This is a genomic window from Mucilaginibacter pankratovii, assembly GCF_014773265.1.
Lineage (GTDB): Bacteria > Bacteroidota > Bacteroidia > Sphingobacteriales > Sphingobacteriaceae > Mucilaginibacter > Mucilaginibacter pankratovii.
This window is the reverse complement of sequence record NZ_JACWMY010000005.1, coordinates 46,080-70,972: the sequence shown is the minus strand read 5'-3', so window position 1 is coordinate 70,972 and position 24,893 is coordinate 46,080. Positions and strand designations below refer to the sequence as shown.

Below are 24,893 nucleotides of genomic sequence, written 5' to 3'. Positions count from 1 at the left end.
AATTGCGAGGAACGAAGCAATCTCCCTATAAGCAGAGCGATCTGCAAAGTAGCCTGTCCTATGTAGAGATTGCTTCGTACCTCGCAATGACGCGTGGAGAGGCCTTGTAAGGCCTATTCCAAATAATAATGCCGAATTGAATTCAACCTATCATCCAGCTCATAAACCCATGGGGTGGCAGTGGGGATATCCAACTTGGTTACTTGCTCATCGGTAAGATTTTCGATGTACTGGATAAGCGCCCGCAGGCTATTCCCGTGCGCGCAAATAACTACCTTTTTACCGTCGCGGATGGCGGGGACGATAGATTCGTGCCAAAAGGGTAAGGCCCTCGTCATGGTTTCGCTCAGGTTTTCGGTAAGGGGAAGTTCGCGGTAAGTGAGGTCGTTGTACCTTAGGTAATGCCCGGGGAAGCGTTCATCCTGCTCGGTTATGGCGGGTGGATGTTCGTGCGGGTCGCGCCGCCATTTGTGTACCTGCTCCTCGCCGTATTGGGCAATGGTTTCTTCTTTATTCAGTCCCTGCAGGGCGCCGTAAAACCGCTCATTCAAGCGCCACGATTTATGTACCGGGATCCAAAGGTGATCGAGCTCCTCCAGTACAAAATGCATGGTTTTGATGGAGCGTTTAAGTACCGAAGTGAAGCCAACATCAAAGGTGTAGCCGTGTTTGGCCAATAATTGCCCGGCGCGTTTGGCCTGCTCCAAGCCTTCGGGTGATAGGTCTACGTCTGTCCAGCCGGTAAAGCGGTTCTCCTGGTTCCAGATACTTTCGCCGTGGCGAATTAAAACAAGTTTCTGCATATATGCTAATGTTAACGCCGGCGCAGCAATTCAGTTTAAATTTAATTGTTAATTAACGGTAATTAAATTAGATTGCATCCATAAACCAAAATTAAAAACCTTTTAGCACATGATCCCAACTACTCCTGTTGTTGGGAAGGATGGCATAGCCAACCCTGCACCACTTGGCCTTTGCGCCTTCGGTATGACCACCGTTTTGCTGAACATCCATAACGCCGGCTTTTACGAACTGAATACCATGATATTAGGAATGGGCATTTTTTACGGCGGGCTGGCACAGGTTATCGCAGGCGTTATCGAGGCCAAAAAGAATAACACTTTCGGTTTAACCGCATTTACTTCGTACGGTTTTTTCTGGTTATCGCTTGTTGGATTAATAGTGATGCCAAAACTGGGCTGGGGCACCAAACCTACCGAAGGTGCCATGGTAGCTTATTTAAGCATCTGGGGATTTTTTACCTTCTGCCTGTTCTTCGGTACGTTAAAGCTTAACCGGGCGCTGCAGTTTGTTTTTGCATCATTAACCGTATTATTTGCCCTGTTGGCCATTGGCGATGCAACGGGGAATAAAAGCATTACCACTTTAGCCGGGTACGAGGGCATTATCTGCGGATTATCGGCCATCTATACAGGCATTGCCGGTGTAATGAACGAGGTTTACGGCCGCGTGGTTATGCCAATTGGGCCGGTGGAAACAAGCAAATAATTCGCAGTCCGTCTCATAAATGAGACTGCAATGAAGGTGGGGTATCGATAAATCGGCAAGGTTATCAAGCTATCCACCTTCATTGCCGTTGGTTTTAACCGACGAACGAATTATCGTGACGGTGAATCCTCTTAAATCTTTAAATCCTGAAATCCTGTCATTTCTTCCTAACTTGCAGCCGTGAAAGATCTGAAAAAATATTACATCATACCGGCTACGCCCGAGGAGCTTTACATGGCGCTTACCAACCCCATCACTATCCAATTATGGACGGGTGAGGAAGCCGAAATGTCTACCGTTCCCGGTTCCGAATTTTCTATGTGGGAAGGCAGCATCGTTGGCAAGAACCTGGAATTTGAAGATAACAAAAAAATAGTGCAGCAATGGTATTTCGACGGGCAGCCCGAGGAATCCATCGTTACCATAAAACTGCATGCCGATAAACATGGCACTTCGGTAGAACTAAAACATACCAACATCCCGGATAGCGATTACAATGATATTGCTGATGGCTGGAACGACGCTTATTTTGGCAGCCTGGCGGATTTCTTTTCGGAAGGATAGGCAAGCCCCGAAAATATCGAATAATAAATTTCGAATATCCAATGTCGAAGGATTGCTTTCAGACTTTTACTTCATCATTCGATATTCAACATTCGGAGTTCGATATTTAAACAACTCGTTTGGTGTATCTTTGCCCACATGATAAAGCAGGCGCTCCAAAAACTTAATATCGAAAAACTAAACCCGATGCAGGAAGCTGCTATCGACGCCGCCAAAAAAGGCGACGTGATATTGCTTTCACCCACCGGATCGGGTAAAACACTTGGTTTTTTGTTACCCTTACTTGCTTCGCTGGATGCCAGTGTATCCACTGTGCAGGTGTTGATCTTAGTCCCTTCGAGGGAGCTGGCATTGCAGATAGAACAGGTTTTCCGGTCGATAGGCAGCGGCTTTAAAGTGAATTGCTGCTATGGTGGGCACCCGGTACGTACGGAAATAAAAAACCTGTCGCAGCCGCCAGCGGTGCTGATAGGTACCCCCGGCCGGATAGGCCACCACCTGCGCCGCGAAAGCTTTAGTACCGATACCATTACCACGCTGATACTGGATGAATTTGATAAGGCCCTGGAGTTTGGTTTCCAGGAAGATATGGCCTACATCATTGGTCAGCTGCGGAGCGTGCGAAAGCGCATCCTCACCTCGGCTACGCAAATGGACGAGATTCCGCGCTTTACTGGGATTAATAAACCCATCGCCTTAAATTACCTGGATAATACACCAACCGTATCCAAGCTCACACAAAAAGTGGTAGTTGCGGAAGCGGCCGATAAACTGGAAGCACTGTTTGCGCTCATCTGCAAAATTGGCGATAAGGCCACACTCGTTTTTTGTAATCACCGCGAAGCCGTGGAGCGCATCAGCGATACGCTTTGGGATAACGGCTTACCCAACGATATTTTCCATGGCGGCATGGAGCAGGACGACCGCGAACGTGCCTTAATCAAATTCCGCAACGGCAGTCACCGTATCCTTATCACCACCGACTTAGCATCCCGCGGACTAGACATCCCCGAAATAGAACACGTAATACACTATCAGCTACCGCATAACGAAGAAGCTTTTACCCACCGTAACGGCCGTACTGCCCGGATGCATGCCACAGGCACCTCCTACCTGCTGCTTGCCCCCGGAGAAAAGCCGGCCTACTTAAAAGAACTGCCGGAAGTGGAAGACCTAAGCGGCGATATCATTATCCCCCAGCCATCGCAGTGGACTACGCTTTACCTTGCCGCAGGTAAAAAGGATAAGGTAAATAAGGTGGATATTGTAGGCCTCCTCCTTAAAAAAGGCGAACTGGATAAAGATGACCTTGGATTGATAGAGGTGCTTGATTTTTCATCCTATGCCGCTGTAAAACGCAAAGATGCCGAGCGCGTAGTGGCGCTGGTGAAGAATGAAAAGATAAAAGGCAAGAAAGTAAAGATAGAAGTTTCGAAATAAAGGATCTTTAGATACGATGTCAGCTTCCAATACTTACATTTGTTTCATAAACCTATCACATGTATAAATTTTACACTGTTTTGTTATTGACAGCCGTTATGCTTGGTTCATGCAAAGCACAGCCAAATGCAAAAATTTGGACCAAAGAATATGAACAGGGCCTATACAATTACTTGGATTCTACCTCCAAATTAACTATGCCGGATAAGCTAAAGAGGCAGAAATATGTGACCTTCCTGGTGCGCAGAATCAAAGAAGGCATACCTAACGGCATCAATTCTGTTTCAAAAGATAGCCTGCAATCTTTGCACATCCGGGTCGAACGGGAATATGCTTTACAAGAACGCGGTACAGGTAATGCAGACCTGATCCCCTTTTACGTTAAATGGGATGCATATACCGAAAAGGCATTCCGCCAAAATTATGACGCTATTTTCAGGACGAAATTCCCTGCCACAACCGGTAAATTTTGTGACTGTGTTATTGGTAAACTGAAAAAAATGTACCCCGATTCAGTTTTATTACCATTACCAAAAGAAATCAATACCAAGGTATCAATAGAGTGCATTGACGTGCTTCAGGCCCCGTGATGAACATTTGCTAACGGGTCTAACGTCATCATCGCACCCTGCCCCGGGGGAGTCATCATAAATAGAACCCTGCTATTATTGTAATAAGGTTTAGGTTGTATCGCAATATTTATAGTTAAGATGAAAAATCCACATCAATTCCATAAATTATTTTTTACTTTCTTCTGAGGTTATGCTGCTCCCCAGAATCAAATCAACAATACAAAATAATCATTCCTCAATCAGCAGTTTCAGCTACTTTTACCCAAATAAACTTATCTTAGCTGCACTAAATTAAAACCAACCATGAAAAAATTATCACTTCTACTTACGGTAATTGTATTTACCTGTACAGCTGCCTTTGCGCAAATAACCCGCGAGCAATCTGTTGCCGAATGGACCCGCGCCAAAGCGTACACAAAAGCTTACTTAGATGCCATGCCTGCCGATGGCTATGCATCTAAACCTACTCCCGAAATGCGCAGCTTTGCTGGGCAGATGCTTCACCTCGCAGATGCAAATTACTTTTTTATTACCACCGCGAGTGGCAAAGAAAGCCCGCTTGGCAAAGATGTATCGGTAGAGAAAACTGTAGCCCAAACTAAAGAAGCTACCACTAAAGCAGTTTTAGATAGCTATGATTTTGTTATCGCGACAATAAAAGGCATGACTGATGCGCAAATGAGCGAAGAAGTTACCATGCGCGGTACCATGAAAGCCGGTCGCGGCCTTTTATTAGCTAAAGCCTTCGAACACCAAACACATCACCGCGGCCAAACCACGGCCTATCTGCGCTTAAAAGGTGTAACTCCACCACAGGAAATGCTGTTCTAAGGAGATTTCTCCGCTACAAAAATGCCGCTCCGTTACAAACCGGGGCGGCATTTTTTGTGGAGCTAAATTTATTATTACCTTTATTTACCACCCGCTGTTGCAATGAAAATACTTGTTTTAGCCAAAATGATCATCCCACTTTTTTTTGTTGCAATGGTGCTTTCGGGATGTAGCGAAAGGTCCGCGAAGCAAGCAAATCCACAGGTCGCGGTAATTCCCGATGGTGATACCATAAACATAGGCGCCGGCAACAAGATTCAGCCAGCTACATACCCTGTGCCGCTAAAGAATATGTTTGGGGTAAACAGTTACGAATGGAATTTCGAAGAAAACCCGGCGGCCATGAACGAAAGAACGATCTATGAGCCTAACATGGCGCTTATCAAATCCTTTAGTGCCATGCGGCATTACATGAACTGGAACAAGCTGGAAAATACAGAAGGGAATTATACTTACAACCCAACCAACAACGGCAGCTGGAATTACGACCTGATGTACACCCGCTGCAAGCAGGATAGCATTTTGGTACTCGCCTGTCTTAAAAACCTCCCCGTTTGGATGATGGACACCTACCCTGCCAACCAGCGCGACGACGAGAATGTACCCGTTACCTACGGTGCAGACTTAACTAACCCGGCTTCTTACGTTGTACAAGCCCGCACCGCTTTTCAATTTGCAGCCCGGTACGGCTATAATAAAGCGGTGAACCCCACCCTTGTAAAAGTTGATACCCGTCCCCGCAGGGCAAACGACCAGGCCAACCAGGTGAAAATTGGCATGGGGCTTATCAAATACATCGAATGCGGCAACGAGAACGACCGTTGGTGGAAAGGTGATAAAGCTACCCAAACGCCCGAGCAATACGCTGCGAACCTATCTGCATTTTATGATGGGCATAAAGGTACTCTGGGTAACAACTCAGGCGTAAAAACGGCCGACCCCAATATGCAGGTAGTAATGACGGGCCTCGCTACTGCCGACGTGGAGTATGTAAAACGAATGGTAGCGTGGTGTAAAGTGAATCGCGGTATAAAACGTGATGGAAAAATCGATCTTTGCTTTGATATTATTAATTACCACCTGTATGCCAACGACGGCAGCGTATTTACACATAAAAAAGCTACAACAGGCATAGCTCCTGAGCTATCAGAATCGGGCAGCGTGGCCGATAGTTTTGTTAAATATGCCAATAGTTTGCCCAATAAGCCCGAGGTTTGGGTTACCGAAGTGGGTTACGATATTAATCCCCGCAGCTACCAGCACGCGCCTGCCATAGGCAACAAAACCGTGCTGGAAACCCAGGCCGACTGGATCTTAAGAAGCTCCCTGCTCTACATCCGCAATGGGGTAAAAAGATTGTTCTTTTACCAGTTGTTTGATGCCTTCCCCAATAAAGAAGAGCAGTACGCAACCTCCGGCCTTGCCGAAAATAAAAAACGCCGCCCCGCAGCAGATTATATTTTGCAGGCGACAAAGTTGATGGGCAATTACAATTATGTTGGCACGATAAGCCAGGATCCGCTGATAGATAAATATCAGAATGGCAGTAAGATTATTTATACGTTAACCATTCCCGATCAAACCGGGCGCGTAGGCACGTACACGCTTGAGTTGGGGTCAGCAAAATCGGCCTTTATTTATAAGCCCGTGCCGGGAGCTGACATGATGACACCAACAAAATTAAAAGTGGTTAACGGCAAAGTAACGCTGCAAATATGCGAGACGCCATGTTTTTTGCAGGTAGAATCTAAGTAGCCGGCGCTACTCCGTGTAAACTCCCTCGGCAGCGCCCGGCGGGTTGTTCTTGTCAAAATAAAATTTACAGGAGGTGCATTTGGTAATAAAATCCCGGCGCTTGCCGTCTTCAGTATAATCATTTTCTATTTGCGCATCGCCATTTTGGTCAAGCTTTCTGTATGATTGTAGTTTACCGCTTTTGTAATACATGCGGGATACATTGATTTTTTTACCCCAATCCTGGTATGCTTCACTTTCCACCTTACCGGTAATACCATAAAAAACGCTGGTGTAACTAAGTCCATCATCGCTATAAGTATACTTCGACTGGATTTGAGTAGCCCAGTTTTTACTCTTACGTAACGAATCGAGTAGTTTTACAAAATACACCGAGTCGTGACCTTCCCCAAATAAGGGGTGCTTATTGTTGTGTATCTGAAAATTCAGATACCAGGCGTGTTCTGCCGTATCCTGGTAGGTTATCGATTCTTTTTTTAAGCCGTGTTTGTATTTTGTAAGGTAAACTAAGTGGCCAGCGGTATCGTATACTTTTCGGTAGCCTGTGCGAAAGCCGCCCTTAAATTCTTCGGCAATTTGCAATTTGCCGCTTGGGTAATAGATCCTCCGTTTACCGTTTATTTTGCCGTTTTTAAAAGCTTGTTCAACTTCTGTTGTGCTGTTATTAAACTTCAAAACTTCGCTGCCAACCGGTTTTGCATGATGATATATATCGCGCAGCAAACTTAGCTGGGATATCCCCGTGAAAGCTTTCCATTCCCTCGCGCCTAAAACATCACGGTACCTAACGCTGTAGCTACAACGCGAAATATAGTTTCTGCCATTTGCCTCATAGCCGAAAAACAGCCACTCCTCTCCAGTGTTTAAATTCATGGCGCAGTCGCTGTTAAAGCTGTCATCATGTATAAGGTCGGTGGTTTTTCCTTTAAATAATTCTATCACATCTATGGCTATGCTATCGTTCGCACGCAATGGCATGTATTTATTATCGGTTAACGGCGGTAGTTTTTTGATCTTTACCAGTGCAATAAAATTATTCGACTTTAGATCGTCCGGCGTTTTAAAATCGCCAAATATGCTGCAAGAGCAGGCAACCGATTTAAGCGTACAAAACAAAATGACAAAAGTAAGCGGCAGCTTCATACAGCGATAATGGTTTTGGTGCGCTGGTAAGTTAGCGAAATCGCTTAAATGATGCCAATTTATCCGCCTAAAAAGTTATTTTTGCGGCTGAATGAAGCACATACGTAATTTTTGTATCATAGCACATATCGACCACGGTAAGAGCACCCTTGCCGATAGGTTATTAGAATATACCGGCACCATTACCCAGCGCGAATCGCAGGCACAACTGCTTGACGATATGGACCTGGAGCGGGAGCGTGGTATCACCATCAAGAGCCACGCCATACAGATGGATTATGAGCTCGACGGACAAAAATACGTCCTCAACCTGATAGATACCCCCGGCCACGTAGATTTTTCTTACGAAGTTTCCCGCTCAATAGCGGCCTGCGAAGGAGCATTATTGATCGTAGACGCAGCGCAGGGCATCCAGGCGCAAACCATATCTAACCTGTATTTAGCGTTAGAGAATGATCTGGAAATTATCCCGGTATTGAATAAAATGGACCTCCCCGGTGCTATGCCCGAGGAAGTGAAAGACCAGATAGTTGAACTGATCGGCTGCAAACGCGAAGAGATTTTAGCTGCATCCGGTAAAACCGGTATGGGCGTATTTGATATTTTGCGCGCCATTATAGAGCGTGTCCCTGCCCCTGTTGGCGATCCGGAAGCACCTCTGCAGGCGTTGATCTTCGATTCGGTTTACAACTCCTTCCGTGGTATCGTAGCTTACTTTAAAGTAGTGAACGGCGAGATCCGCAAAGGCGATAAAGTTAAATTCTTCGCTACCGAGAAGCAGTACATTGCAGAGGAGGTTGGTACATTGAAGCTGAAACAGGCGCCTAAAGATGTGATCAAAACCGGGGATGTGGGTTACATCATCTCGGGTATAAAAGAATCACGTGAGGTAAAAGTTGGAGATACCATCACCACCATAGCCCGCCCTTGCGAGGGTGGTATACAAGGTTTTGAAGAAGTAAAACCAATGGTATTTGCGGGTATCTACCCGGTTGATACTGACGATTACGAGGAACTGCGCGAATCGATGGCCAAGCTGCAGCTGAACGATGCTTCTTTGGTTTTTGAACCGGAATCTTCTGCGGCTTTAGGTTTTGGTTTCCGTTGCGGTTTCCTTGGAATGCTGCACATGGAGATCATTCAGGAACGCCTGGAGCGCGAGTTTAATATGACGGTGATCACCACCGTACCCAACGTATCGTACATTGCATATACTACCCGCAACGAGCCAATTATAGTTAACAACCCCTCAGATCTGCCCGACCCAAGTAAGATAGACTTTGTAGAGGAACCATATATCAAGGCTACGATCATTACCAAATCCGACTTTGTTGGCCCGGTGATGTCGCTTTGTATTCAGAAACGCGGGTTCATTAAAAATCAATCATATTTAACATCTGATAGGGTTGAACTTACGTTCGAGATGCCAATGGGCGAGATCGTATTTGATTTTTATGATAAACTGAAAACCATTTCAAAAGGCTACGCCTCGTTTGATTACCACCAGATAGGTTACCGCCGGAGTGATCTTGTTCGTTTGGATATTAAGCTGAATGCAGAGCCGGTTGATGCTTTGTCGTCCCTGATATTCCGTGGCAACTCTTACGATTTTGGTAAGAAGATCTGCGAAAAGCTGAAGGAGCTATTGCCGCGCCAGCAATTCGAAATTATTATACAGGCATCTATCGGTGCTAAAATTATAGCACGCGAAACGGTGAAAGCCATGCGTAAGGATGTTACCGCCAAGTGTTACGGTGGTGATATATCGCGTAAGCGTAAATTGCTGGAAAAACAAAAAGCAGGTAAAAAACGCATGCGCCAGGTTGGTAACGTAGAGATACCACAATCGGCGTTTATGGCAGTGTTGAAACTGGATTGATCGGAACGCTAACAAAGATCGCTTTATGTCCAAATACTTGGAATTGAGTTTTTATACATGGCGAGGGATAAAAAAGATTATTGACCTCGGAGACTTTTCGTATGGGGACTGGGTAGTTTATGAGGGTAGTACGCCAAAGTATTTCGTTGATGTGAATACTGAAAACAAATCGGATATGATCATTAATTCACTGATCAACAAAGGTGTAGAAACAATAGAAAGCATCATTTCTAAAATAAATATCGAACAGGGAACCAAGCTTCATTTCGCCAATATGCCGCTGTTTAGGCTTGTGAAAAAAGAGGAGCTAATAGAATTAGACTTGCCGCCACTCCCTGTTGATTGGCTCAAAAATATATAAAGCGCAATGCAATTACTCGACGGAAAATACGTATCAGAAAAACTTAAGGTAGAAATAGCTGAAGAAGCTGCTAAAATACTAGAACGCACCGGCCGCAAACCGCATTTGGTGGCGGTTTTGGTTGGGCACGACGGCGGCAGCGAAACTTACGTGGCCAGCAAAATGAAAAACTGCGAAAAGGTTGGTTTTAAATCGACCCTGGTGCGCTACGAAGATGACGTGACCGAAGAAGAGTTACTTGCCAAGGTAGCTGAACTAAATGCCGATGCCGATATCGACGGCATTATTGTACAACTCCCACTACCCAAACATATCGACCCCGAGAAAGTAACCGAACGGATAGATCACCGTAAGGATGTGGACGGTTTCCACCCGGTAAATTTGGGAAGGATGCAGCGTAATCTGCCATCGTTTATCCCGGCTACCCCCTACGGTATCACCCTGATGCTGAAAGAATACGGTATTGAAACCGTAGGCAAGCATTGCGTGGTTGTTGGGCGCAGCAACATTGTAGGCTCTCCAATGAGCATTTTGATGGCGCGCAACACCTACCCGGGCAATAGCACCGTTACCATTTGCCACAGCAAAACACCCGATATTAAAAAATTCACCCTTGATGCAGATATCCTGATCGTAGCTATCGGCAAAAAGAATTTTATCACTGCCGATATGGTGAAAGATGGTGTTGTAATAGTTGACGTGGGCATGAACCGCGAAACCTCAACCGTAACCAAATCCGGCTATAAACTTTTCGGCGATGTTGATTTTGAGAACGTCGCGCCAAAATCGTCGTGGATAACCCCTGTACCGGGCGGTGTTGGTTTGATGACTATTATTGGTTTGTTAAAGAATACGTTATCATCGGCTAATAAAGAGGTGTACGTTTAGTGAGCGGTAAGTGAGTTGATCCACGGTTTTAGGTTTGAGCAAGGTCCATAAAATATCCACCGCTAAAAAGTTCTTTAAAAAGTTTTAGGCAATTGCCTGTGAAATGTGTTATTGCTGCCTTTTGAGTAGACGCATAGTCAGTAAGGACTTCTAAAACATTTATTACAAACATGTTTACAAGATCCTCGTCGCCCTTATTCTTATTTACAGTATCGTCAATAAATTTCAAGCATTTTATTGCATATGGTGCCTTGTCGACAATCGCATTCCTCGTAAACAATCCTAAATCCCCTAAAAACGAATTAGAATAGTTTTCATCAGGCTCTCCTTCATAAGATACTTTAAATTCAGGAACTTCCTGATAAATTAAGGCTACAAGACTATCAAATTTCATAGTAGTTTTTTTAATCAACCAATTTCTCCGGTATCCGGTGATTTTCGTTCTCATCATTCCAGGCTATCGAGCTGATGAGCCAGGCCTCCCCTTCTTTTACAAATTGCATATAACTTACGCCGCGCGGCATTTTACGGGGCGGTATCTCCGCAAAGCTGTATTCATAAACACTCGTCCGCTGTGCTATCTTGTCGAAGATCTCTGTTTTTGAGGATATTTCCCGCTGTAAAAACTGTTTCAGGTCGCCTATGGCAATCTGCGATTCGAGGGCTTTGAGGTAAGAGGCCGCTGTAAAGGCAATTGGCGTGGTAAAACTGTTATTGATCAATACACCACCACCGTAAAAGAATTTCCTTAGCTCTGCCAGTTTAGGCGGTTTGGCGTTACGGAAGCTTAAGGTGTGGTACAGTTCATAGGTGAGCAGATCAATAGCATTGGTTTCCATTTATTTAAAGGCTTGTTTTAGTTTATCAAAAAAGGATTCTATCCCCACATAAACCTCCCCGCCTTTTATCTTAACCGGATAGTTATCTACATAGTCATTTTGCCCGGGGCTGCCTTTGCCGGTCTCCAGGTCGTAAGAAAAACGATGAACCGGGCATACCAACTTACCATCTTTACACCAGCCATTGCTCAGGTCTTCGCGGGCGTGCGGGCATGTTGCACCTAATGCAAATAGCTTGCCTTCGTACCCTACCAGGCAAATACTTTTACCGGCTACTTTTACTTTTTTTATAAATGGCTTTCCGTTGGGTTCAACGCCATCTACCTGGTACCATTTCATCCCCTGCTAAAAATCTATCTTCAAATTCATTAAAGCCGGGTTTTTCATCACTTCATCCATACTGGTAACCAGCGTTACGCGCTTTCTGTCGGCAGAAAGCACAGCTTTGGAATTATCAACTTTTTTTACCGGCCTGGCAAAATTAAGCACTACTTTATAGGGCATATCTATCAGCATAGCTTTGGCCATGGCAAACTTGGCCCCCGCTTTCTTTAAAAACGCTGCGAATTTCACCTTGTCTATTATCCGGTAAAATTTATGCGGCGTTACCTCGTAGTTATAATAACTTTGGCCGGTTATGAGTGGTTGCGCATCAAAACTGCCCATCTGTTTGTTTTGCGTTACGTGGCCAAGTTCACTGTTCATGGAGATATTGCTCAGATGCTGCAGATAGTATTGCAGGTCGGCGGCGTTTTTAGCCTCATGCTTTATGCTCACCTTCATGATGTTGTTTTTCAGGTCCATTTTTACGGCGAGGTCGCTCCCTTGTGCCATCTTTATCTCTTCGGCATTCATTTTATTGGCAATACTATCGGGCAGGGCGTTGTAAAAATTCAGGGTAGTATCCTTAGCCAGGTTAAATTGTGGCGTTTCGCGAACGGAATCTGTCATCAGGTTCATTAAAACCGATACAGCTTTACTCATATCAAAACCATAAACCACGTTGCAGGCGCCATCGGGTTTAAAATCGTAACGTTCTTCAATGTCTACGCACGAAGTTAAGCACAAGAAAAAGAAGAAGATAAACGGGAGGTATAATTTCTTCATAAGCTTAGCCGGGGTAAAGTTTACACTATAAAGCTAAAGCAAATTATGATATATAAAAGAGTAATAGGCAATTATGTTCCTTATTTTTTAAATACGCATCACCTCAATATCACCTTTTACCTTTGGCCTTTAACCTTTCGCCGCAAAAACTTACCTTTGCACCCTTATTATGGCACATCAGGTTCCGGACGACGGCACATTACTTCCTTTAATGGAAGAGTTTTATACGATACAAGGCGAAGGGTACAATACCGGCAAAGCCGCTTACTTTATACGCCTTGGTGGCTGCGATGTGGGCTGCCATTGGTGCGATGTAAAAGAAAGCTGGGATGCCGAGCTGCATCCGCTCACTGCTGCAGATATGATAGTAGCTAACGCCAAAATCCATCCTTCAAAAGCTGTAGTGGTAACCGGCGGCGAGCCATTGATATATAACCTGGATTATCTTACAGCCAAACTGCACGAAGAAGGTATTAAAACCTTTATAGAAACATCCGGTGCTTATCCTCTTTCCGGTGATTGGGACTGGGTCTGTCTCTCTCCAAAAAAGTTTAAAGCGCCTATGCAAAACGTTGCCGATAAGGCGCATGAGCTGAAGGTGATCATCTTTAATAAATCCGACTTTGAGTTTGCCGAACACAACGCCAAACTGGTAGCACCCGATTGCAAGCTGTACCTGCAGCCCGAATGGAGCAAGAACAAGGAGATGGCCCCGCTTATTGTTGAGTACGTAATGAATAACCCGCAATGGGAAATTTCGCTGCAAACACACAAATATTTAAATATACCTTAAATGTGTAACTTAGCGTATTGACTAACGTATCAATACGCCGATGCGCCTTACTTATCTGTTTGTTTTAATTTTATGGTTTTTACCTGTATGTGTATTTGCCCAGCAGCGGCGATACTCCACTACGGATAAGGATGCTATTAAGAATTACGTACTTGCCGGCGAAAGTATCGACGAGCATTTGTATGAGGATGCTATAGCCCAATTGGAAAAGGCAGTAAACGACGATGGAAAGTTTGTTGAAGCCCATGCTTTATTGGCCGATGTGCTTAGGTTAAGGCGGCAGAATAAGGCCGCTATAGAACACTACCTAAAGGTAATAGCGCTTGAGCCTGAGCATAACCGCGCTATTTATTTAAGGGTTGGTGAAGCAGAGATAACCGATGGGCAGTATGCACCTGCCAAGCAGCATTTAGAGAAATATATTACCTACCCCAATCTTACCGCCCCAAACGAAGCCTTCGCACGTAAGCTGCTACGCGATTGTGAATTTAGCATAGAGGCGCTGCAGCACCCGGTACCGTTCATTCCCATTAATATGGGTCCGGAGATCAACACCGAATTTGATGAGTACCTACCGGTGGCGACTGCCGATGAAGCTACTTTAATTTTTACCCGCAAAATAAATAACAACGAGGATTTTTATAAAAGCGATAAGCTGGCCGGCAAATGGAAAAAATCGGTATATCTGAGCGACGCTATCAATACACCTACTTTTAACGAGGGGGCACAGTCGATATCGCAGGATGGTAAATACCTGTTTTTTACAGGCTGCAACAGGCCCGATGGCCAGGGGCGCTGCGATATTTACATAGCACAGAAAAAGGGCGAAGGCTGGGGTAAACCTTTTAGCCTGAGTTCGCCGTTAAATACTCCCGGCTGGGAGGCGCAGCCATCTATAAGTGCCGATGGGCGTACCATTTACTTTGTAAGCAATCGTAAAGGCGGTTATGGGGGCTATGATATATGGCGATCGACCCTTACGGATAAAGGCTGGGGCGACCCGGTAAATATGGGCCCAAATATCAACACCATTTATGATGAGCAGTCGCCTTTTATCCACCCAGACGATAGCACCTTTTATTTTTGCAGCAACGGCTGGCCGGGCATGGGCAATAAAGATCTGTTTATAAGCCGCCTGGCTAAAGATGGCAAATGGCAAAAGCCGGTTAACCTTGGCTCACCTATCAACTCCAGCGGCGATGAAAACGGGCTTACGCTTACAGCCAATGGCGCATATGCATTCTTTGCATCCGATAATTTAAAGGGCTTTGGAGGTTACGATATCTACACCTTCGAACTACCGCTAAACCTGCGCCCTAATATTGTTACTTATGTGAAGGGCGATATAAAAGATATTAAAACCCGGCAACCCTTAGAGGCTATTATAGAGATCATCGACCTGGAGAAAAACATGCCGGTATACCAGGATTACAGCAGCGAAGAACTGGGTGAATTTTTGGCTACGCTTGCAACAGGTAAAAATTATGGGTTGAATATCTCGCGGCAGGGATACCTTTTTTATTCGGATAATTTCTCCCTTATCGGCCATACACCAAAAACGGCTTACAATATATCGGTACTGCTTTCCCCCATCGAAGTTGGCGGAAAAGTTATTTTGAAGAATATATTTTTTGACACCAACAAGTTCGATATCAAGAGTGAGTCAAAAGCGGAGCTGCAAAAACTTATTGAGTTTTTAACATTGAACCCTGCTGTACGCATTGAGATATCGGGCTATACGGATGATATTGGTAACGACCAGGCCAACCAGCTACTATCCGAAAACCGTGCGAAATCGGTATATACCTATCTCACCGGTAGCAACATAAACCCCACCCGTTTGGTGTACAAAGGCTACGGCAAAACCGAGCCTATTGCACCAAACACATCAGACGATAGCCGCAGCAAGAACAGGCGCACAGAGTTTAAGATAATAGCTAAATAAGCGGAGAGCTAAAAGACCAAAGCAGAAAGCAAAAAAATGGCAATAAATAAAAAAGTCCAAAGTGAACAGCTTTAAACGCTTTTCGCTTTGGACTTTTAGCTTTTAGCTCGAAGGAGTTTAATTCCCTACTTCCGACATGAACTTGATACGCATCAGTTGCAGTTCCTCGCGGGTGTAATCGTCCGGGCCAAGGTCTATCAATGCATCGTCGATAGAATCAACTTCGGCAGTTTTAAAGTAGTCGTAAACCTCTTCCTGCTTGTCCTCATCAATTACTTCATCAATATAGTAGTTAAGGTTGAGCTTTGTGCCCGAGTTTACTATAGTTTCCACTTCCTTCAAAATCTCTTCGTACGTAAGCCCCTTTGAAGCGGCTATGTCATCAAGATTTAAATGGCGGTCGATATTTTGAATGATGAACACTTTAAGGGCCGATTTATTGGCCGCGCTTTTGATCACCATATCTACCGGTCGGTCGATATCGTTATCATCCACGTATTTTTGGATCAGATCTGTAAAAGGCTTGCCAAATTTCAATGCCTTACCTGCTCCTACGCCGGATATTTGCTTCAACTCCTCGGCATTAACCGGGTAGTGTGTACACATTTCTTCTAAGGATGGATCCTGGAAGATAACGAACGGAGGCAATCCTTTTTGCTTGGCCAGCTTTTTACGCAGGTCTTTAAGCATTTGCAGTAATTCGGTATCTAAAGCACCACCGCCCTGTTTAGGGCCATCCTCAGCCTCATCTTCGTCAGTTGGGCCCATTTCCCTGTTCAGGATAAAACGGATGCTATATGGGTTATCGATAAAGGCGTTACCCGATTTTGTTAAATGTAGTAAGCCGTACTGATCAATATCTTTAGACAGGAAGTTATTCAGCAATGCCTGACGCATCAGCGAGTTCCAAAGAACTTCGCCATCGGCTATGCCGGTGCCAAAATAATCTGTTAGCTTATCGTGTTCGTAGTTTTTAACCTGCGCATCATCCTTACCCATCAAGATATTGATAATGTGGCAATCGTCGAATTTCTCGCCGATAAGTTTGATCAGGCTAAGCGCTTTGTGCAGCTGTGCCTCGCCATCAAAAAAGGTTTTAGGCGCGCTACAATTATCGCACATGCAGTTGCAGCCGGCCTCGTTAAAGTTCTCGCCAAAGTAATGCAATAGTTGCTTACGGCGGCAAACAGAAGATTCGGCGTAATCAATAACTTCTTTCAGGATCTGGGTGCCAATTTCACGCTCGGCAACGGGCTTATCCTTCATAAACTTCTGCAGTTTATCAATATCCTTGCCGCTGTAAAATGCAACGCAAACGCCTTCGCCACCATCGCGCCCGGCACGGCCGGTTTCCTGGTAGTAACCTTCCATGCTTTTTGGCATGTCGTGGTGTATTACGTAACGCACATCCGGTTTATCAATACCCATCCCAAAGGCTATGGTTGCCACAATTACATCCACATCCTCCATCAGGAATTTGTCCTGTGTATCGGCACGTACCTTAGGGTCTAAACCGGCGTGGTATGGCAAAGCTTTTACACCGTTAAGGTTAAGCGCTTCGGCCACTTCCTCAACCTTTTTACGGCTAAGGCAATAGATAATGCCCGATTTGCCCTGGTTTTGCTTTACAAACTTTACAATTTCTTTTATCGCGGTACGCTTGGCCCTAACCTCATAAAACAGGTTCGACCTGTTGAACGACGATTTATAAACCGTAGCGTTGTTCATGTGCAGGTTCTTTTGAATGTCCTGCTGTACCTTTGGCGTTGCGGTAGCCGTAAGTGCTATAATTGGGATATCATCACCAATGTTGCTGATCACCTGGCGGATCTTGCGGTACTCGGGCCTGAAATCGTGGCCCCATTCAGATATACAGTGGGCTTCATCAACCGCAACAAACGATACCTTGTTCAATCTTAAAAAATCAACGTTCTCCTGCTTGGTCAATGATTCGGGTGCGACGTAAAGCAGCTTGGTTTTGCCGCTTAAAACATCATCCTTTACCCTTAAAATATCTGCTTTAGTTAGTGAGGAATTTAAAAAATGAGCTATACTGTCCGAGCCTCCGAAGGCCCTTAACTGGTCTACCTGGTTTTTCATGAGCGCGATGAGCGGAGAGATCACAATCGCTGTGCCTTCGCTCATTAGTGCAGGGAGTTGATAACACATGGACTTTCCGCCCCCGGTGGGCATTATCACAAATGTATCGTTGCCTGCTAAAATGTTCGTAATTATCGCTTCCTGTTCCCCCTTAAAGTTATCAAACCCGAAGAAATTCTGCAGGTTATCAAAAAGCGATTTTTTAGCTTCTATCATTATGTACTTATATACGTTTTAAAAATATGGTTCAAAATAACAAAAATTTATAAATAAACGCTGGGTTTAGTGTAAAATTTTATATAAAAATGATTATTCTTCATAAAACAATTTGCTTATTTATGCATTTAAAATAAAGTAATTTTTGTGCGGTAACATTTAGTTTTATTTAATACTAAATTTACAAATTAATGCACACATTTAACCAAGGTTTACCAAATAAAAATTCTTTAACCAAAGCATGAATAAAAACTACTATGCCATCATAATGGCAGGCGGAATTGGCAGCCGTTTTTGGCCAATTAGCAGAGCATCGCACCCTAAACAATTTATTGATATACTGGGGACCGGTAAAACCCTTATCCAAAATACCTACAATCGTTTCCTGAAAATTTGCCCGAAAGAAAATATTTATGTTGTTACTAATGAAAACTATGCACAGCTGGTAAAAAAACAGCTGCCTGATATGGCAGATGACCAGATACTAACCGAGCCGGTTATGCGTAATACTGCTCCCTGCGTTGCCTATGGTTGTTTTAAAATAGAAAGCATTAACCCAGACGCGGCCATAGTAGTTGCCCCGTCTGACCACCTGATACTTGATGAAGCCGCGTTTGTTACCGCAATTGAAAAATCATTACAAACTGCTACCGATAAGCAATGCCTGGTTACCCTCGGCATTAAACCATCCCGCCCGGATACCGGCTACGGGTACATTCAATATACCGACCAGGTAATAAACGACGATTTTCATAAAGTAAAAACCTTTACGGAGAAGCCAACAGTTGATATAGCCAAAACCTTTATCCAAAGCGGCGACTTTTTATGGAATGCCGGCATATTTGTATGGTCGGCAAAGGCTATTGTAAATGCTTTTAACAACTATCTGCCCGAGATGCACGAAATATTTGCCGAGGCACGTTCCGTTTACAACACCGACGAGGAGAAAGCTTTTGTACACAAAATATACCAGCGCTGCATCAATATCTCTATCGACTATGGCATCATGGAAAAAGCGTCAAACGTATATGTTCTGCCATCGGAGTTTGGCTGGAGCGACCTGGGTACCTGGGCATCTATCTACCAGTTAGCCGATAAAGATTACGTGGGTAACGCGGTAATCCCGTCAGACAAGGTAATTATGTACGATAGCAGCAACTGCATGGTAAACGTACCCGGCGAAAAGCTGGTGATATTACAGGGCCTGCACGATTTTATTGTGGTGGAAAGCAACAACTCCCTCCTGATTTGCCCGCGCGACCAGGAGCAAAACATCAAACAGGTAGTTACCGATGTAAAAAATAAATTTGGGGCAAAATATATATAGATGTGCAGATTTTAAATGTGCAAATATGCAGATGAAAATGAAGAAACCCGATTGGTGATCAATCGGGTTTCTTCATTATTTAAAGATTTTCTGAAAGTTACCTCAAAGCTTTTAACCGACGAATCTCTGCAATAAGTAGCGGAATATCCTGTTTAGCACCGGCTATAAAATCAAAGTCTGCGTCAGTTGCTCCCGTCAACTCAATATCTTCTCCTCTATTTTCATCGTCGCCTGTCATGATAAAGCTATTTCCACTTTCGTGGTCTCTATCTTCAATGTAAGATTTCCACGGCCCCCGCTGCGCCATATTGCACCTAAGTTCTATTTCCTTTAGTTGTTCTTCCGAAATCATAATTACACCTTTAGAGTTGCTTTGCTCCTCCGCGCTGCCTTATGGCTTCGTAAAGAATAACCGCAGTTGATACAGATACATTTAGGGATTCTATTTCGCCAAACATCGGGATCTTGGCCAGATGATCGGATATGCGGATAATATCGTTGCGGATGCCGTCTTCTTCTGAACCCATGATAATGGCTGTTGGGGCTGTATAATCCGGGGTGTAGATGTATTCGCTGGTTTTTTCGGTACAGCAGACCAGTTGCAGGCCCGATTCCTGCAGAAACCGTACGGTCTGCATAAAATTATCATGGCGGCAAACCGGGATCTTGTATAGCGCTCCTGCTGATGTTTTAATGGCGTCCGGGTTTATCTGTGCCGAGCCCTTTGCCGGGATAACGATGGCATGAACACCTGCGCATTCCGCGGTACGGGCAATGGCGCCCATATTGCGTACATCTGTAATGCTATCCAAAACCAATATAAGGGGTACTTCTCCCCTTTCAAAAACTTCGGGAATAATATTCTCTACCTTTTGGTAAGTAATTGGCGATATGAACGCAATCACTCCCTGGTGGTTTTTCATGGTGATACGGTTCAGCTTTTCCACCGGCACCTGCTGGGCGGTGATCTGGTACTCGTTCATCACATCGCGCAATTCGTTCAGCAAGCCGCCGCCTAAACCGCGCTGCGTATATAACGCTTCAATTTCTTTTCCGGCGAGTATCGCTTCAATTACGGCCCTTATGCCGAAAACCATTTGGTTGCCCTCGCGTACCGGCTTAGAATTATATGTCATTTTTTATTTGTTGAATCGGGTCAAAAGTAGCTATATTAACTGATTTTACGGTTATTGAACTGATATGCCATTTGGTATTTTCAAAATACTCAATTGTGGTAGTTAACATTTGCCAAGTTTTATCCACATTATCATATTGAGTTGATGGTAAGCCGGTTATAAAACACCTAACAAGTTACTAACATCTGGCGTTGATAACAATGCCTTAAATTTATACCGCTGATACAGTTTTCATTAAGTTTTAAATTGATGTGTTGACGAAATCTGGCGCAATCGCGAGCATATTTTGTATATTTTTGTTCGTTATGATTTTCGAGAACGATTCTACCAATAATAAGACCAATACCGACCGCCGAAGCCGTTTAACTACCCCCAGTCCTTACGCTGGCGCGGGCAAGTTACCGCCGCAGGCAACCGACTTAGAAGAAGCTGTACTTGGTGCGCTGATGCTGGAGAAAGACGCCCTTTCTTCGGTTATTGATGTGTTAAAACCTGAAGTTTTTTACGAAACCAGGCATCAAAAAATATTTAACGCCATTGCGGTACTGTTCGAGAAAACATCACCAGTAGATATCCTTACTGTTGTTGCGCAATTGCGCCAAACCGGCGAGCTGGAAATGATAGGCGGTGCTTATTATGTTACCGAACTAACAAACCGCGTAGCCTCTGCCGCCAATATAGAATACCATTCGCGCATTATCATTCAAAAATACATTCAGCGCGAATTGATCCGGATCTCTTCTGATATCATCAACTCTGCTTTTGAAGATACAAGTGATGTTTTCGACCTGCTTGATAAAGCCGAAAAAAACCTCTTCGAAATAGCACAAAATAACCTTCGCCGCGATTCGCGGATGATGGACGACCTGGTGCACGAGGCATTGAAGGATATCGAGGCGTTGAAAGATAAAAAAGACGGCTTAACAGGAGTCCCTTCCGGCTTTACCGATCTCGACCGGATGACCTCCGGCTGGCAAAAATCCGACCTGGTTATTATAGCAGCACGCCCCGCGATGGGTAAAACGGCATTTGTACTTACCTGTGCGCGCAATGCTGCGGTGGATTTTAACAAGCCGGTTGTTGTATTCTCGTTGGAGATGTCATCCGTACAGTTGGTTAACCGTTTAATATCCGGCGAAACCGAAATCGAGCAGGAAAAGATCCGTAAGGGTACTTTAGAAGAATGGGAATGGCAGCAGATCCACTCTAAAATTGGCCGCTTAGAGGCTGCCCCTTTAATTATCGATGATACCCCATCATTAAATATATTTGAGTTCCGCGCTAAGTGCCGCCGTTTAAAATCGCAGCACGATATCCAGCTGATCATCATCGATTACTTGCAATTGATGCAGGGTAAAGCCGAAGGTAAAGGTGGCGGCGGTAACCGCGAGCAGGAGATCGGTAGTATTTCCCGGGCACTTAAAACGGTAGCTAAGGAGTTGAATGTACCCGTAATTGCACTTTCGCAGTTAAGCCGTGCGGTGGAAAGCCGCCCCGGCGGTTCTAAAAGGCCGATGCTATCGGATTTGCGTGAATCCGGCTCTATTGAACAGGATGCGGATATGGTATTATTCCTTTACCGCCCCGAGTATTACGGCCTGGATGTGGATGAGGACAATAACCCAACACAAGGCGTGGGCGAGGTGATCATCGCCAAGCACCGTAACGGTGAGACCGGCCGCGTACGGTTGAAATTCGTTGGTAAATTTGTGAAGTTTACCGATCTGGAAACGAATATGGATGGCTTCCCCCCTGCCGGCGGAAACGCATTTGCGGGTTTAGGCCCATCGCAGGATTTTGAAAAGCAAAGTAACTTTATCATCCGCCCATCAAGGATGGATGATATGGAGGATGAGCCACCGTTTTAGCCCCCTCCGCCCCCTGAAGGGGGAACTTTTGCTAAACATAAAGCCCGACTGACACAGCCGGGCTTTATGTTTACCATTCAACTCATCCTGCTTGTTTTAAAAATTACCGGTAAAAAAGTCGCTTTTTATGTTAACCCTGTAAAAATTCATCTTGTTGATTATTAATTACTTATAAAGTTAACATACGGAATTGTGTTAACTTTTGGAAACTTTTTTATCCTAAACAAGGCCTAAAAGAGGCATTTAAATCACTAATCCCAACACCACCGCTATCAATATCACCACCGGCGCTTTTATCTTCGTAAACTGCAGCAGCAAAAAAGTAGCTGCCATTAACCCGTAAGCCAACGGGTTGAGGCGAAAGGGCATTACCAGCATAATAAAGGCCGTTGCCATAAAGCCTACTGCAACGGCATTAATGCCGCTTAGTGAATTTTTTATGCGGGTTATTTTTTTGAGGTCGTTCCAAAAGGGAACAATGAACAGGATAAGGATCAATCCCGGCAGGTTGATGCCAATTACCGCTACTACGCTGCCCACTATCTGCCCGACTATGCCATAACCTTTATCGCCCATAGCAATACCGCCCACAAAGGAGGTGAACGAAAATGTAGGCCCTGGTAAGGCTTGCTGCAAAGCGTACCCACTCAAAAATTCCGAATTGGTGAGATAGTGCTTTAGTTCCACAAACTCGGTGTACATCAGCGGTACCAGTACCTGTCCTCCGCCAAATATCAATATACCATTCCGGTAAAAGTTCTCGAAAAGGCGGATAGGTAAACTAAACGGCGAGGTGCGGCTTATTATAGCACCCAACGCGGCAAAAAACAACAGTATCCCAATAAAATAAGCAACCTTATTCGGGTTTACATTGCTAAATAGCTTTACGCGTAATTCGTTCTCCTGTTGCTGCGTTTCCAGCGCCGAGGATATGATGCCTCCCATTAATATCAATAAGGGGAAGGCATATGGGTTTTGGAGGATAAGCGTTGCTATCAGCGAAGCTGCGGCAAGCATTATGGTTACTTTTGTCCGCAGGAATTTTGTGGCGAAGGTGTAGGTGGCGTATCCCACTATACCCACCGCCATGGGCTGAACAAACCGCAGTATAGCGGTGAATTTCTCCTTATCGGCAAATATTTTATAGCTGATAGCGGCCATGCACATGATAGACGCGGATGGCAGTATCCAAATTAAAAAAGTAATGAGCGCTAATCGTAAACCGCCCACCTTCCAGGCAATGCCCACTAAGGTTTGGGTGGATGAGGGCCCGGGCATTATTTGCGAAAGAGCGTTTAACTCCATCAGTTCCTCCTCGGTGATGTAACCACGTTTCTGCACAAACTGGCGCAGCAAAACCGCTATATGCGCCTGCGGCCCGCCAAAAGCGGTGAAGGTGTACAAGGTGACATCCCGTATGAATAAAAGCTCCCTGCGCCTCAAAACCTAACAATTAATAATCGTCGTCATCGTCCTCTTCGTAACCTTTAGCGGCCATGTAAACGCCCTGCAATTCGCTAAAGGCGTGGTTATCGCGTTTCTCTTTCGTTATTTTCATACCAACCTCGTAGGTGCGTATGGCATCATCTTTGCGGTTCAGGGCCTCATAAAGCTTGCCAAGATGATAATACGTCCCTGTGTAATTGGCGTGGTTATTCACCAGGTCCTCGTAATAGCTCAGGGCTTTTTCTGTATCGTTAAGTCGCAGATACTCTGTGGCCAGCGCGTATTTTAAAAATTCGTCGTTGGGTTCGTTCTCTATAAATGCCAACAGCTTATCTAATCTGCTTATCTCCATTTTAAACTCTCTCTTTTTTAACTAAATTTGCATCACCACCAACTACCCGTAAAAACAAACCAATTATGATGAAAATACTGGTATGTATCAGCAATGTTCCGGATACCACTACAAAAATAACCTTTACAGATAACAACACCCAATTTAATACAAACGGCGTTCAGTTCATCTTAAACCCATGGGACGAGATAGCCCTTGCGCGTGCAATTGAATTAACCGATGGCGGTAAAGGCACAGTTACCGTTATCAACGTAGGCGAAGCCAGCACCGATGCCACCATCCGCAAGGCACTGGCCATTGGCGCTACCGATGCTGTGCGCATCAACGCCAAACCGCACGATGCCTGGTACGTAGCTTACCAAGTAGCAGAATATGTGAAAGCAAACCCTTTCGACCTGATCCTGACCGGCAAAGAATCTATAGATTACAATGGCTCTAAAATAGCCGGTATGCTGGGCGAACTGCTTGATCTTCCCTCGGTATCTATCATCAAAAAATTGGATGTAGATGGCAGCACCGCTACTGTTGAGCGCGAGATTGAAGGCGGCAAGGAAGTATTAACTATCCCGCTTCCATTTGTTGCCGGCACTGCCGAAGGCGTTGCCGAACCCAAAATACCCAACATGCGCGGCATCATGAGCGCGCGTACCAAACCGCTTACCGTGGTTGAGGCTGTGGATGTTAAAACCTTTTCGGAGATCATCAGTTATGAAACTCCTGCCCCTCGCGGCCAGGTGAAACTGGTTGACGCCGGCGACCCGGCCCAATTGGTAGAGTTGCTGCACACACAGGCAAGGGTTATTTAATCAATTCAATTTTCAC

At 44.8% G+C, this 24,893-nt stretch carries 25 protein-coding genes; 14 read left to right on the top strand and 11 right to left on the bottom strand.

The window, feature by feature from the left end; genetic code table 11:
- Positions 1-113: 113 nt before the first annotated feature.
- Positions 114-803, bottom strand: a complete 690-nt coding sequence (gpmA, locus tag IDJ77_RS10865; protein ID WP_191188976.1) for a 2,3-diphosphoglycerate-dependent phosphoglycerate mutase — start codon at positions 801-803, stop codon at positions 114-116.
- A 109-nt stretch (positions 804-912) separates the two neighbouring features.
- Between gpmA and IDJ77_RS10860 the strand changes: the two genes are divergently transcribed.
- The 6 genes from IDJ77_RS10860 (at position 913) to IDJ77_RS10835 (ending at position 6,671) form a co-directional block, all read left to right on the top strand.
- Positions 913-1,509 (top strand): acetate uptake transporter, encoded by a 597-nt coding sequence (locus IDJ77_RS10860; protein WP_191188975.1) that lies wholly within the window; start codon positions 913-915, stop codon positions 1,507-1,509.
- A 180-nt stretch (positions 1,510-1,689) separates the two neighbouring features.
- Positions 1,690-2,073, top strand: coding sequence for an SRPBCC domain-containing protein (locus tag IDJ77_RS10855; RefSeq protein ID WP_191188974.1), 384 nt, complete (start codon positions 1,690-1,692; stop codon positions 2,071-2,073).
- A 138-nt stretch (positions 2,074-2,211) separates the two neighbouring features.
- On the top strand, positions 2,212-3,513 hold the full coding sequence (locus IDJ77_RS10850) for a DEAD/DEAH box helicase (RefSeq protein WP_191188973.1): 1,302 nt from the start codon (positions 2,212-2,214) through the stop codon (positions 3,511-3,513).
- A 59-nt stretch (positions 3,514-3,572) separates the two neighbouring features.
- Positions 3,573-4,103 carry a hypothetical protein gene (locus IDJ77_RS10845; RefSeq protein ID WP_191188972.1) on the top strand — a complete coding sequence of 177 codons (531 nt, stop codon included), beginning with the start codon at positions 3,573-3,575 and terminating at the stop codon, positions 4,101-4,103.
- A 285-nt stretch (positions 4,104-4,388) separates the two neighbouring features.
- The gene (locus IDJ77_RS10840) at positions 4,389-4,916 is read left to right on the top strand and encodes a DinB family protein (protein ID WP_191188971.1); all 528 of its coding nucleotides are present in this window, start codon (positions 4,389-4,391) and stop codon (positions 4,914-4,916) included.
- 102 nt (positions 4,917-5,018) lie between these two features.
- Entirely contained in the window at positions 5,019-6,671 is a 1,653-nt protein-coding gene (locus IDJ77_RS10835; protein WP_224751058.1) for a hypothetical protein, read from the top strand.
- Positions 6,672-6,677: 6 nt separating this feature from the next.
- Here IDJ77_RS10835 and IDJ77_RS10830 read toward each other — a convergent pair whose 3' ends face one another.
- The gene (locus tag IDJ77_RS10830; RefSeq protein ID WP_191188970.1) at positions 6,678-7,814 is read right to left on the bottom strand and encodes a hypothetical protein; all 1,137 of its coding nucleotides are present in this window, start codon (positions 7,812-7,814) and stop codon (positions 6,678-6,680) included.
- A gap of 91 nt (positions 7,815-7,905) precedes the next feature.
- Between IDJ77_RS10830 and lepA the strand changes: the two genes are divergently transcribed.
- The 3 genes from lepA to IDJ77_RS10815 are packed head-to-tail and all read left to right on the top strand — an operon-like array spanning position 7,906 to position 10,942.
- Positions 7,906-9,693 carry a translation elongation factor 4 gene (gene lepA, locus IDJ77_RS10825; protein WP_191188969.1) on the top strand — a complete coding sequence of 596 codons (1,788 nt, stop codon included), beginning with the start codon at positions 7,906-7,908 and terminating at the stop codon, positions 9,691-9,693.
- Positions 9,694-9,718: 25 nt separating this feature from the next.
- Positions 9,719-10,054 carry a hypothetical protein gene (locus tag IDJ77_RS10820; protein WP_191188968.1) on the top strand — a complete coding sequence of 112 codons (336 nt, stop codon included), beginning with the start codon at positions 9,719-9,721 and terminating at the stop codon, positions 10,052-10,054.
- Between the two features lie 6 nt (positions 10,055-10,060).
- Entirely contained in the window at positions 10,061-10,942 is an 882-nt protein-coding gene (locus IDJ77_RS10815) for a bifunctional 5,10-methylenetetrahydrofolate dehydrogenase/5,10-methenyltetrahydrofolate cyclohydrolase (RefSeq protein ID WP_191188967.1), read from the top strand.
- 28 nt (positions 10,943-10,970) lie between these two features.
- Here the strand turns inward: IDJ77_RS10815 and IDJ77_RS10810 are convergent, their stop codons facing one another.
- The 4 genes from IDJ77_RS10810 to IDJ77_RS10795 are packed head-to-tail and all read right to left on the bottom strand — an operon-like array spanning position 10,971 to position 12,888.
- Positions 10,971-11,336 (bottom strand): DUF7674 family protein, encoded by a 366-nt coding sequence (locus tag IDJ77_RS10810; protein ID WP_191188966.1) that lies wholly within the window; start codon positions 11,334-11,336, stop codon positions 10,971-10,973.
- 10 nt (positions 11,337-11,346) lie between these two features.
- Positions 11,347-11,781, bottom strand: a complete 435-nt coding sequence (locus IDJ77_RS10805; protein ID WP_191188965.1) for a hypothetical protein — start codon at positions 11,779-11,781, stop codon at positions 11,347-11,349.
- Positions 11,782-12,120: a Rieske (2Fe-2S) protein gene (locus IDJ77_RS10800; protein WP_191188964.1), complete on the bottom strand. Its 339-nt coding sequence runs from the start codon at positions 12,118-12,120 to the stop codon at positions 11,782-11,784.
- 6 nt (positions 12,121-12,126) lie between these two features.
- Positions 12,127-12,888 carry a hypothetical protein gene (locus tag IDJ77_RS10795; protein ID WP_191188963.1) on the bottom strand — a complete coding sequence of 254 codons (762 nt, stop codon included), beginning with the start codon at positions 12,886-12,888 and terminating at the stop codon, positions 12,127-12,129.
- Positions 12,889-13,057: 169 nt separating this feature from the next.
- Between IDJ77_RS10795 and IDJ77_RS10790 the strand changes: the two genes are divergently transcribed.
- Both IDJ77_RS10790 and IDJ77_RS10785 read left to right on the top strand, forming a co-directional pair.
- Complete coding sequence (locus IDJ77_RS10790; RefSeq protein ID WP_191188962.1) at positions 13,058-13,681, top strand: 7-carboxy-7-deazaguanine synthase QueE; 624 nt, start codon at positions 13,058-13,060, stop codon at positions 13,679-13,681.
- 40 nt (positions 13,682-13,721) lie between these two features.
- On the top strand, positions 13,722-15,626 hold the full coding sequence (locus IDJ77_RS10785) for an OmpA family protein (protein WP_191188961.1): 1,905 nt from the start codon (positions 13,722-13,724) through the stop codon (positions 15,624-15,626).
- A 117-nt stretch (positions 15,627-15,743) separates the two neighbouring features.
- Here IDJ77_RS10785 and recQ read toward each other — a convergent pair whose 3' ends face one another.
- Entirely contained in the window at positions 15,744-17,939 is a 2,196-nt protein-coding gene (gene recQ, locus IDJ77_RS10780; RefSeq protein ID WP_191189305.1) for a DNA helicase RecQ, read from the bottom strand.
- A gap of 244 nt (positions 17,940-18,183) precedes the next feature.
- Here recQ and IDJ77_RS10775 point away from each other — a divergent pair, with 244 nt between their 5' ends.
- A complete protein-coding gene (locus tag IDJ77_RS10775; protein ID WP_191188960.1) occupies positions 18,184-19,269 on the top strand; it encodes a mannose-1-phosphate guanylyltransferase in 1,086 nt (361 codons plus the stop codon).
- 97 nt (positions 19,270-19,366) lie between these two features.
- Here the strand turns inward: IDJ77_RS10775 and IDJ77_RS10770 are convergent, their stop codons facing one another.
- Positions 19,367-19,621 (bottom strand): hypothetical protein, encoded by a 255-nt coding sequence (locus IDJ77_RS10770; RefSeq protein WP_191189323.1) that lies wholly within the window; start codon positions 19,619-19,621, stop codon positions 19,367-19,369.
- Between the two features lie 10 nt (positions 19,622-19,631).
- Entirely contained in the window at positions 19,632-20,405 is a 774-nt protein-coding gene (rlmB, locus tag IDJ77_RS10765; RefSeq protein WP_191188959.1) for a 23S rRNA (guanosine(2251)-2'-O)-methyltransferase RlmB, read from the bottom strand.
- 305 nt (positions 20,406-20,710) lie between these two features.
- Between rlmB and dnaB the strand changes: the two genes are divergently transcribed.
- Positions 20,711-22,273, top strand: coding sequence for a replicative DNA helicase (gene dnaB, locus IDJ77_RS10760; protein WP_191188958.1), 1,563 nt, complete (start codon positions 20,711-20,713; stop codon positions 22,271-22,273).
- 243 nt (positions 22,274-22,516) lie between these two features.
- Here dnaB and chrA read toward each other — a convergent pair whose 3' ends face one another.
- Both chrA and IDJ77_RS10750 read right to left on the bottom strand, forming a co-directional pair.
- Entirely contained in the window at positions 22,517-23,677 is a 1,161-nt protein-coding gene (chrA, locus tag IDJ77_RS10755; RefSeq protein WP_262892794.1) for a chromate efflux transporter, read from the bottom strand.
- Between the two features lie 49 nt (positions 23,678-23,726).
- A complete protein-coding gene (locus tag IDJ77_RS10750) occupies positions 23,727-24,071 on the bottom strand; it encodes a tetratricopeptide repeat protein (protein ID WP_191188957.1) in 345 nt (114 codons plus the stop codon).
- 68 nt (positions 24,072-24,139) lie between these two features.
- On the opposite strand from IDJ77_RS10750, the gene IDJ77_RS10745 reads away from it, so the two are divergent.
- A complete protein-coding gene (locus tag IDJ77_RS10745; RefSeq protein WP_191189303.1) occupies positions 24,140-24,877 on the top strand; it encodes an electron transfer flavoprotein subunit beta/FixA family protein in 738 nt (245 codons plus the stop codon).
- The last annotated feature ends 16 nt before the right edge of the window (positions 24,878-24,893 follow it).

What these genes read in the sequence shown, in the direction of transcription:
- gpmA (WP_191188976.1), bottom strand. Translation starts at nt 803, where the DNA reads ATGCAGAAACTTGTTTTAATTCGCCACGGCGAAAGTATCTGGAACCAG.
- IDJ77_RS10860 (WP_191188975.1), top strand. Translation starts at nt 913, where the DNA reads ATGATCCCAACTACTCCTGTTGTTGGGAAGGATGGCATAGCCAACCCT.
- IDJ77_RS10850 (WP_191188973.1), top strand. Translation starts at nt 2,212, where the DNA reads ATGATAAAGCAGGCGCTCCAAAAACTTAATATCGAAAAACTAAACCCG.
- IDJ77_RS10845 (WP_191188972.1), top strand. Translation starts at nt 3,573, where the DNA reads ATGTATAAATTTTACACTGTTTTGTTATTGACAGCCGTTATGCTTGGT.
- IDJ77_RS10840 (WP_191188971.1), top strand. Translation starts at nt 4,389, where the DNA reads ATGAAAAAATTATCACTTCTACTTACGGTAATTGTATTTACCTGTACA.
- IDJ77_RS10835 (WP_224751058.1), top strand. Translation starts at nt 5,019, where the DNA reads ATGAAAATACTTGTTTTAGCCAAAATGATCATCCCACTTTTTTTTGTT.
- IDJ77_RS10830 (WP_191188970.1), bottom strand. Translation starts at nt 7,814, where the DNA reads ATGAAGCTGCCGCTTACTTTTGTCATTTTGTTTTGTACGCTTAAATCG.
- lepA (WP_191188969.1), top strand. Translation starts at nt 7,906, where the DNA reads ATGAAGCACATACGTAATTTTTGTATCATAGCACATATCGACCACGGT.
- IDJ77_RS10820 (WP_191188968.1), top strand. Translation starts at nt 9,719, where the DNA reads ATGTCCAAATACTTGGAATTGAGTTTTTATACATGGCGAGGGATAAAA.
- IDJ77_RS10815 (WP_191188967.1), top strand. Translation starts at nt 10,061, where the DNA reads ATGCAATTACTCGACGGAAAATACGTATCAGAAAAACTTAAGGTAGAA.
- IDJ77_RS10810 (WP_191188966.1), bottom strand. Translation starts at nt 11,336, where the DNA reads ATGAAATTTGATAGTCTTGTAGCCTTAATTTATCAGGAAGTTCCTGAA.
- IDJ77_RS10805 (WP_191188965.1), bottom strand. Translation starts at nt 11,781, where the DNA reads ATGGAAACCAATGCTATTGATCTGCTCACCTATGAACTGTACCACACC.
- IDJ77_RS10800 (WP_191188964.1), bottom strand. Translation starts at nt 12,120, where the DNA reads ATGAAATGGTACCAGGTAGATGGCGTTGAACCCAACGGAAAGCCATTT.
- IDJ77_RS10795 (WP_191188963.1), bottom strand. Translation starts at nt 12,888, where the DNA reads ATGAAGAAATTATACCTCCCGTTTATCTTCTTCTTTTTCTTGTGCTTA.
- IDJ77_RS10790 (WP_191188962.1), top strand. Translation starts at nt 13,058, where the DNA reads ATGGCACATCAGGTTCCGGACGACGGCACATTACTTCCTTTAATGGAA.
- IDJ77_RS10785 (WP_191188961.1), top strand. Translation starts at nt 13,722, where the DNA reads ATGCGCCTTACTTATCTGTTTGTTTTAATTTTATGGTTTTTACCTGTA.
- IDJ77_RS10775 (WP_191188960.1), top strand. Translation starts at nt 18,184, where the DNA reads ATGAATAAAAACTACTATGCCATCATAATGGCAGGCGGAATTGGCAGC.
- IDJ77_RS10770 (WP_191189323.1), bottom strand. Translation starts at nt 19,621, where the DNA reads ATGATTTCGGAAGAACAACTAAAGGAAATAGAACTTAGGTGCAATATG.
- rlmB (WP_191188959.1), bottom strand. Translation starts at nt 20,405, where the DNA reads ATGACATATAATTCTAAGCCGGTACGCGAGGGCAACCAAATGGTTTTC.
- dnaB (WP_191188958.1), top strand. Translation starts at nt 20,711, where the DNA reads ATGATTTTCGAGAACGATTCTACCAATAATAAGACCAATACCGACCGC.
- IDJ77_RS10750 (WP_191188957.1), bottom strand. Translation starts at nt 24,071, where the DNA reads ATGGAGATAAGCAGATTAGATAAGCTGTTGGCATTTATAGAGAACGAA.
- IDJ77_RS10745 (WP_191189303.1), top strand. Translation starts at nt 24,140, where the DNA reads ATGAAAATACTGGTATGTATCAGCAATGTTCCGGATACCACTACAAAA.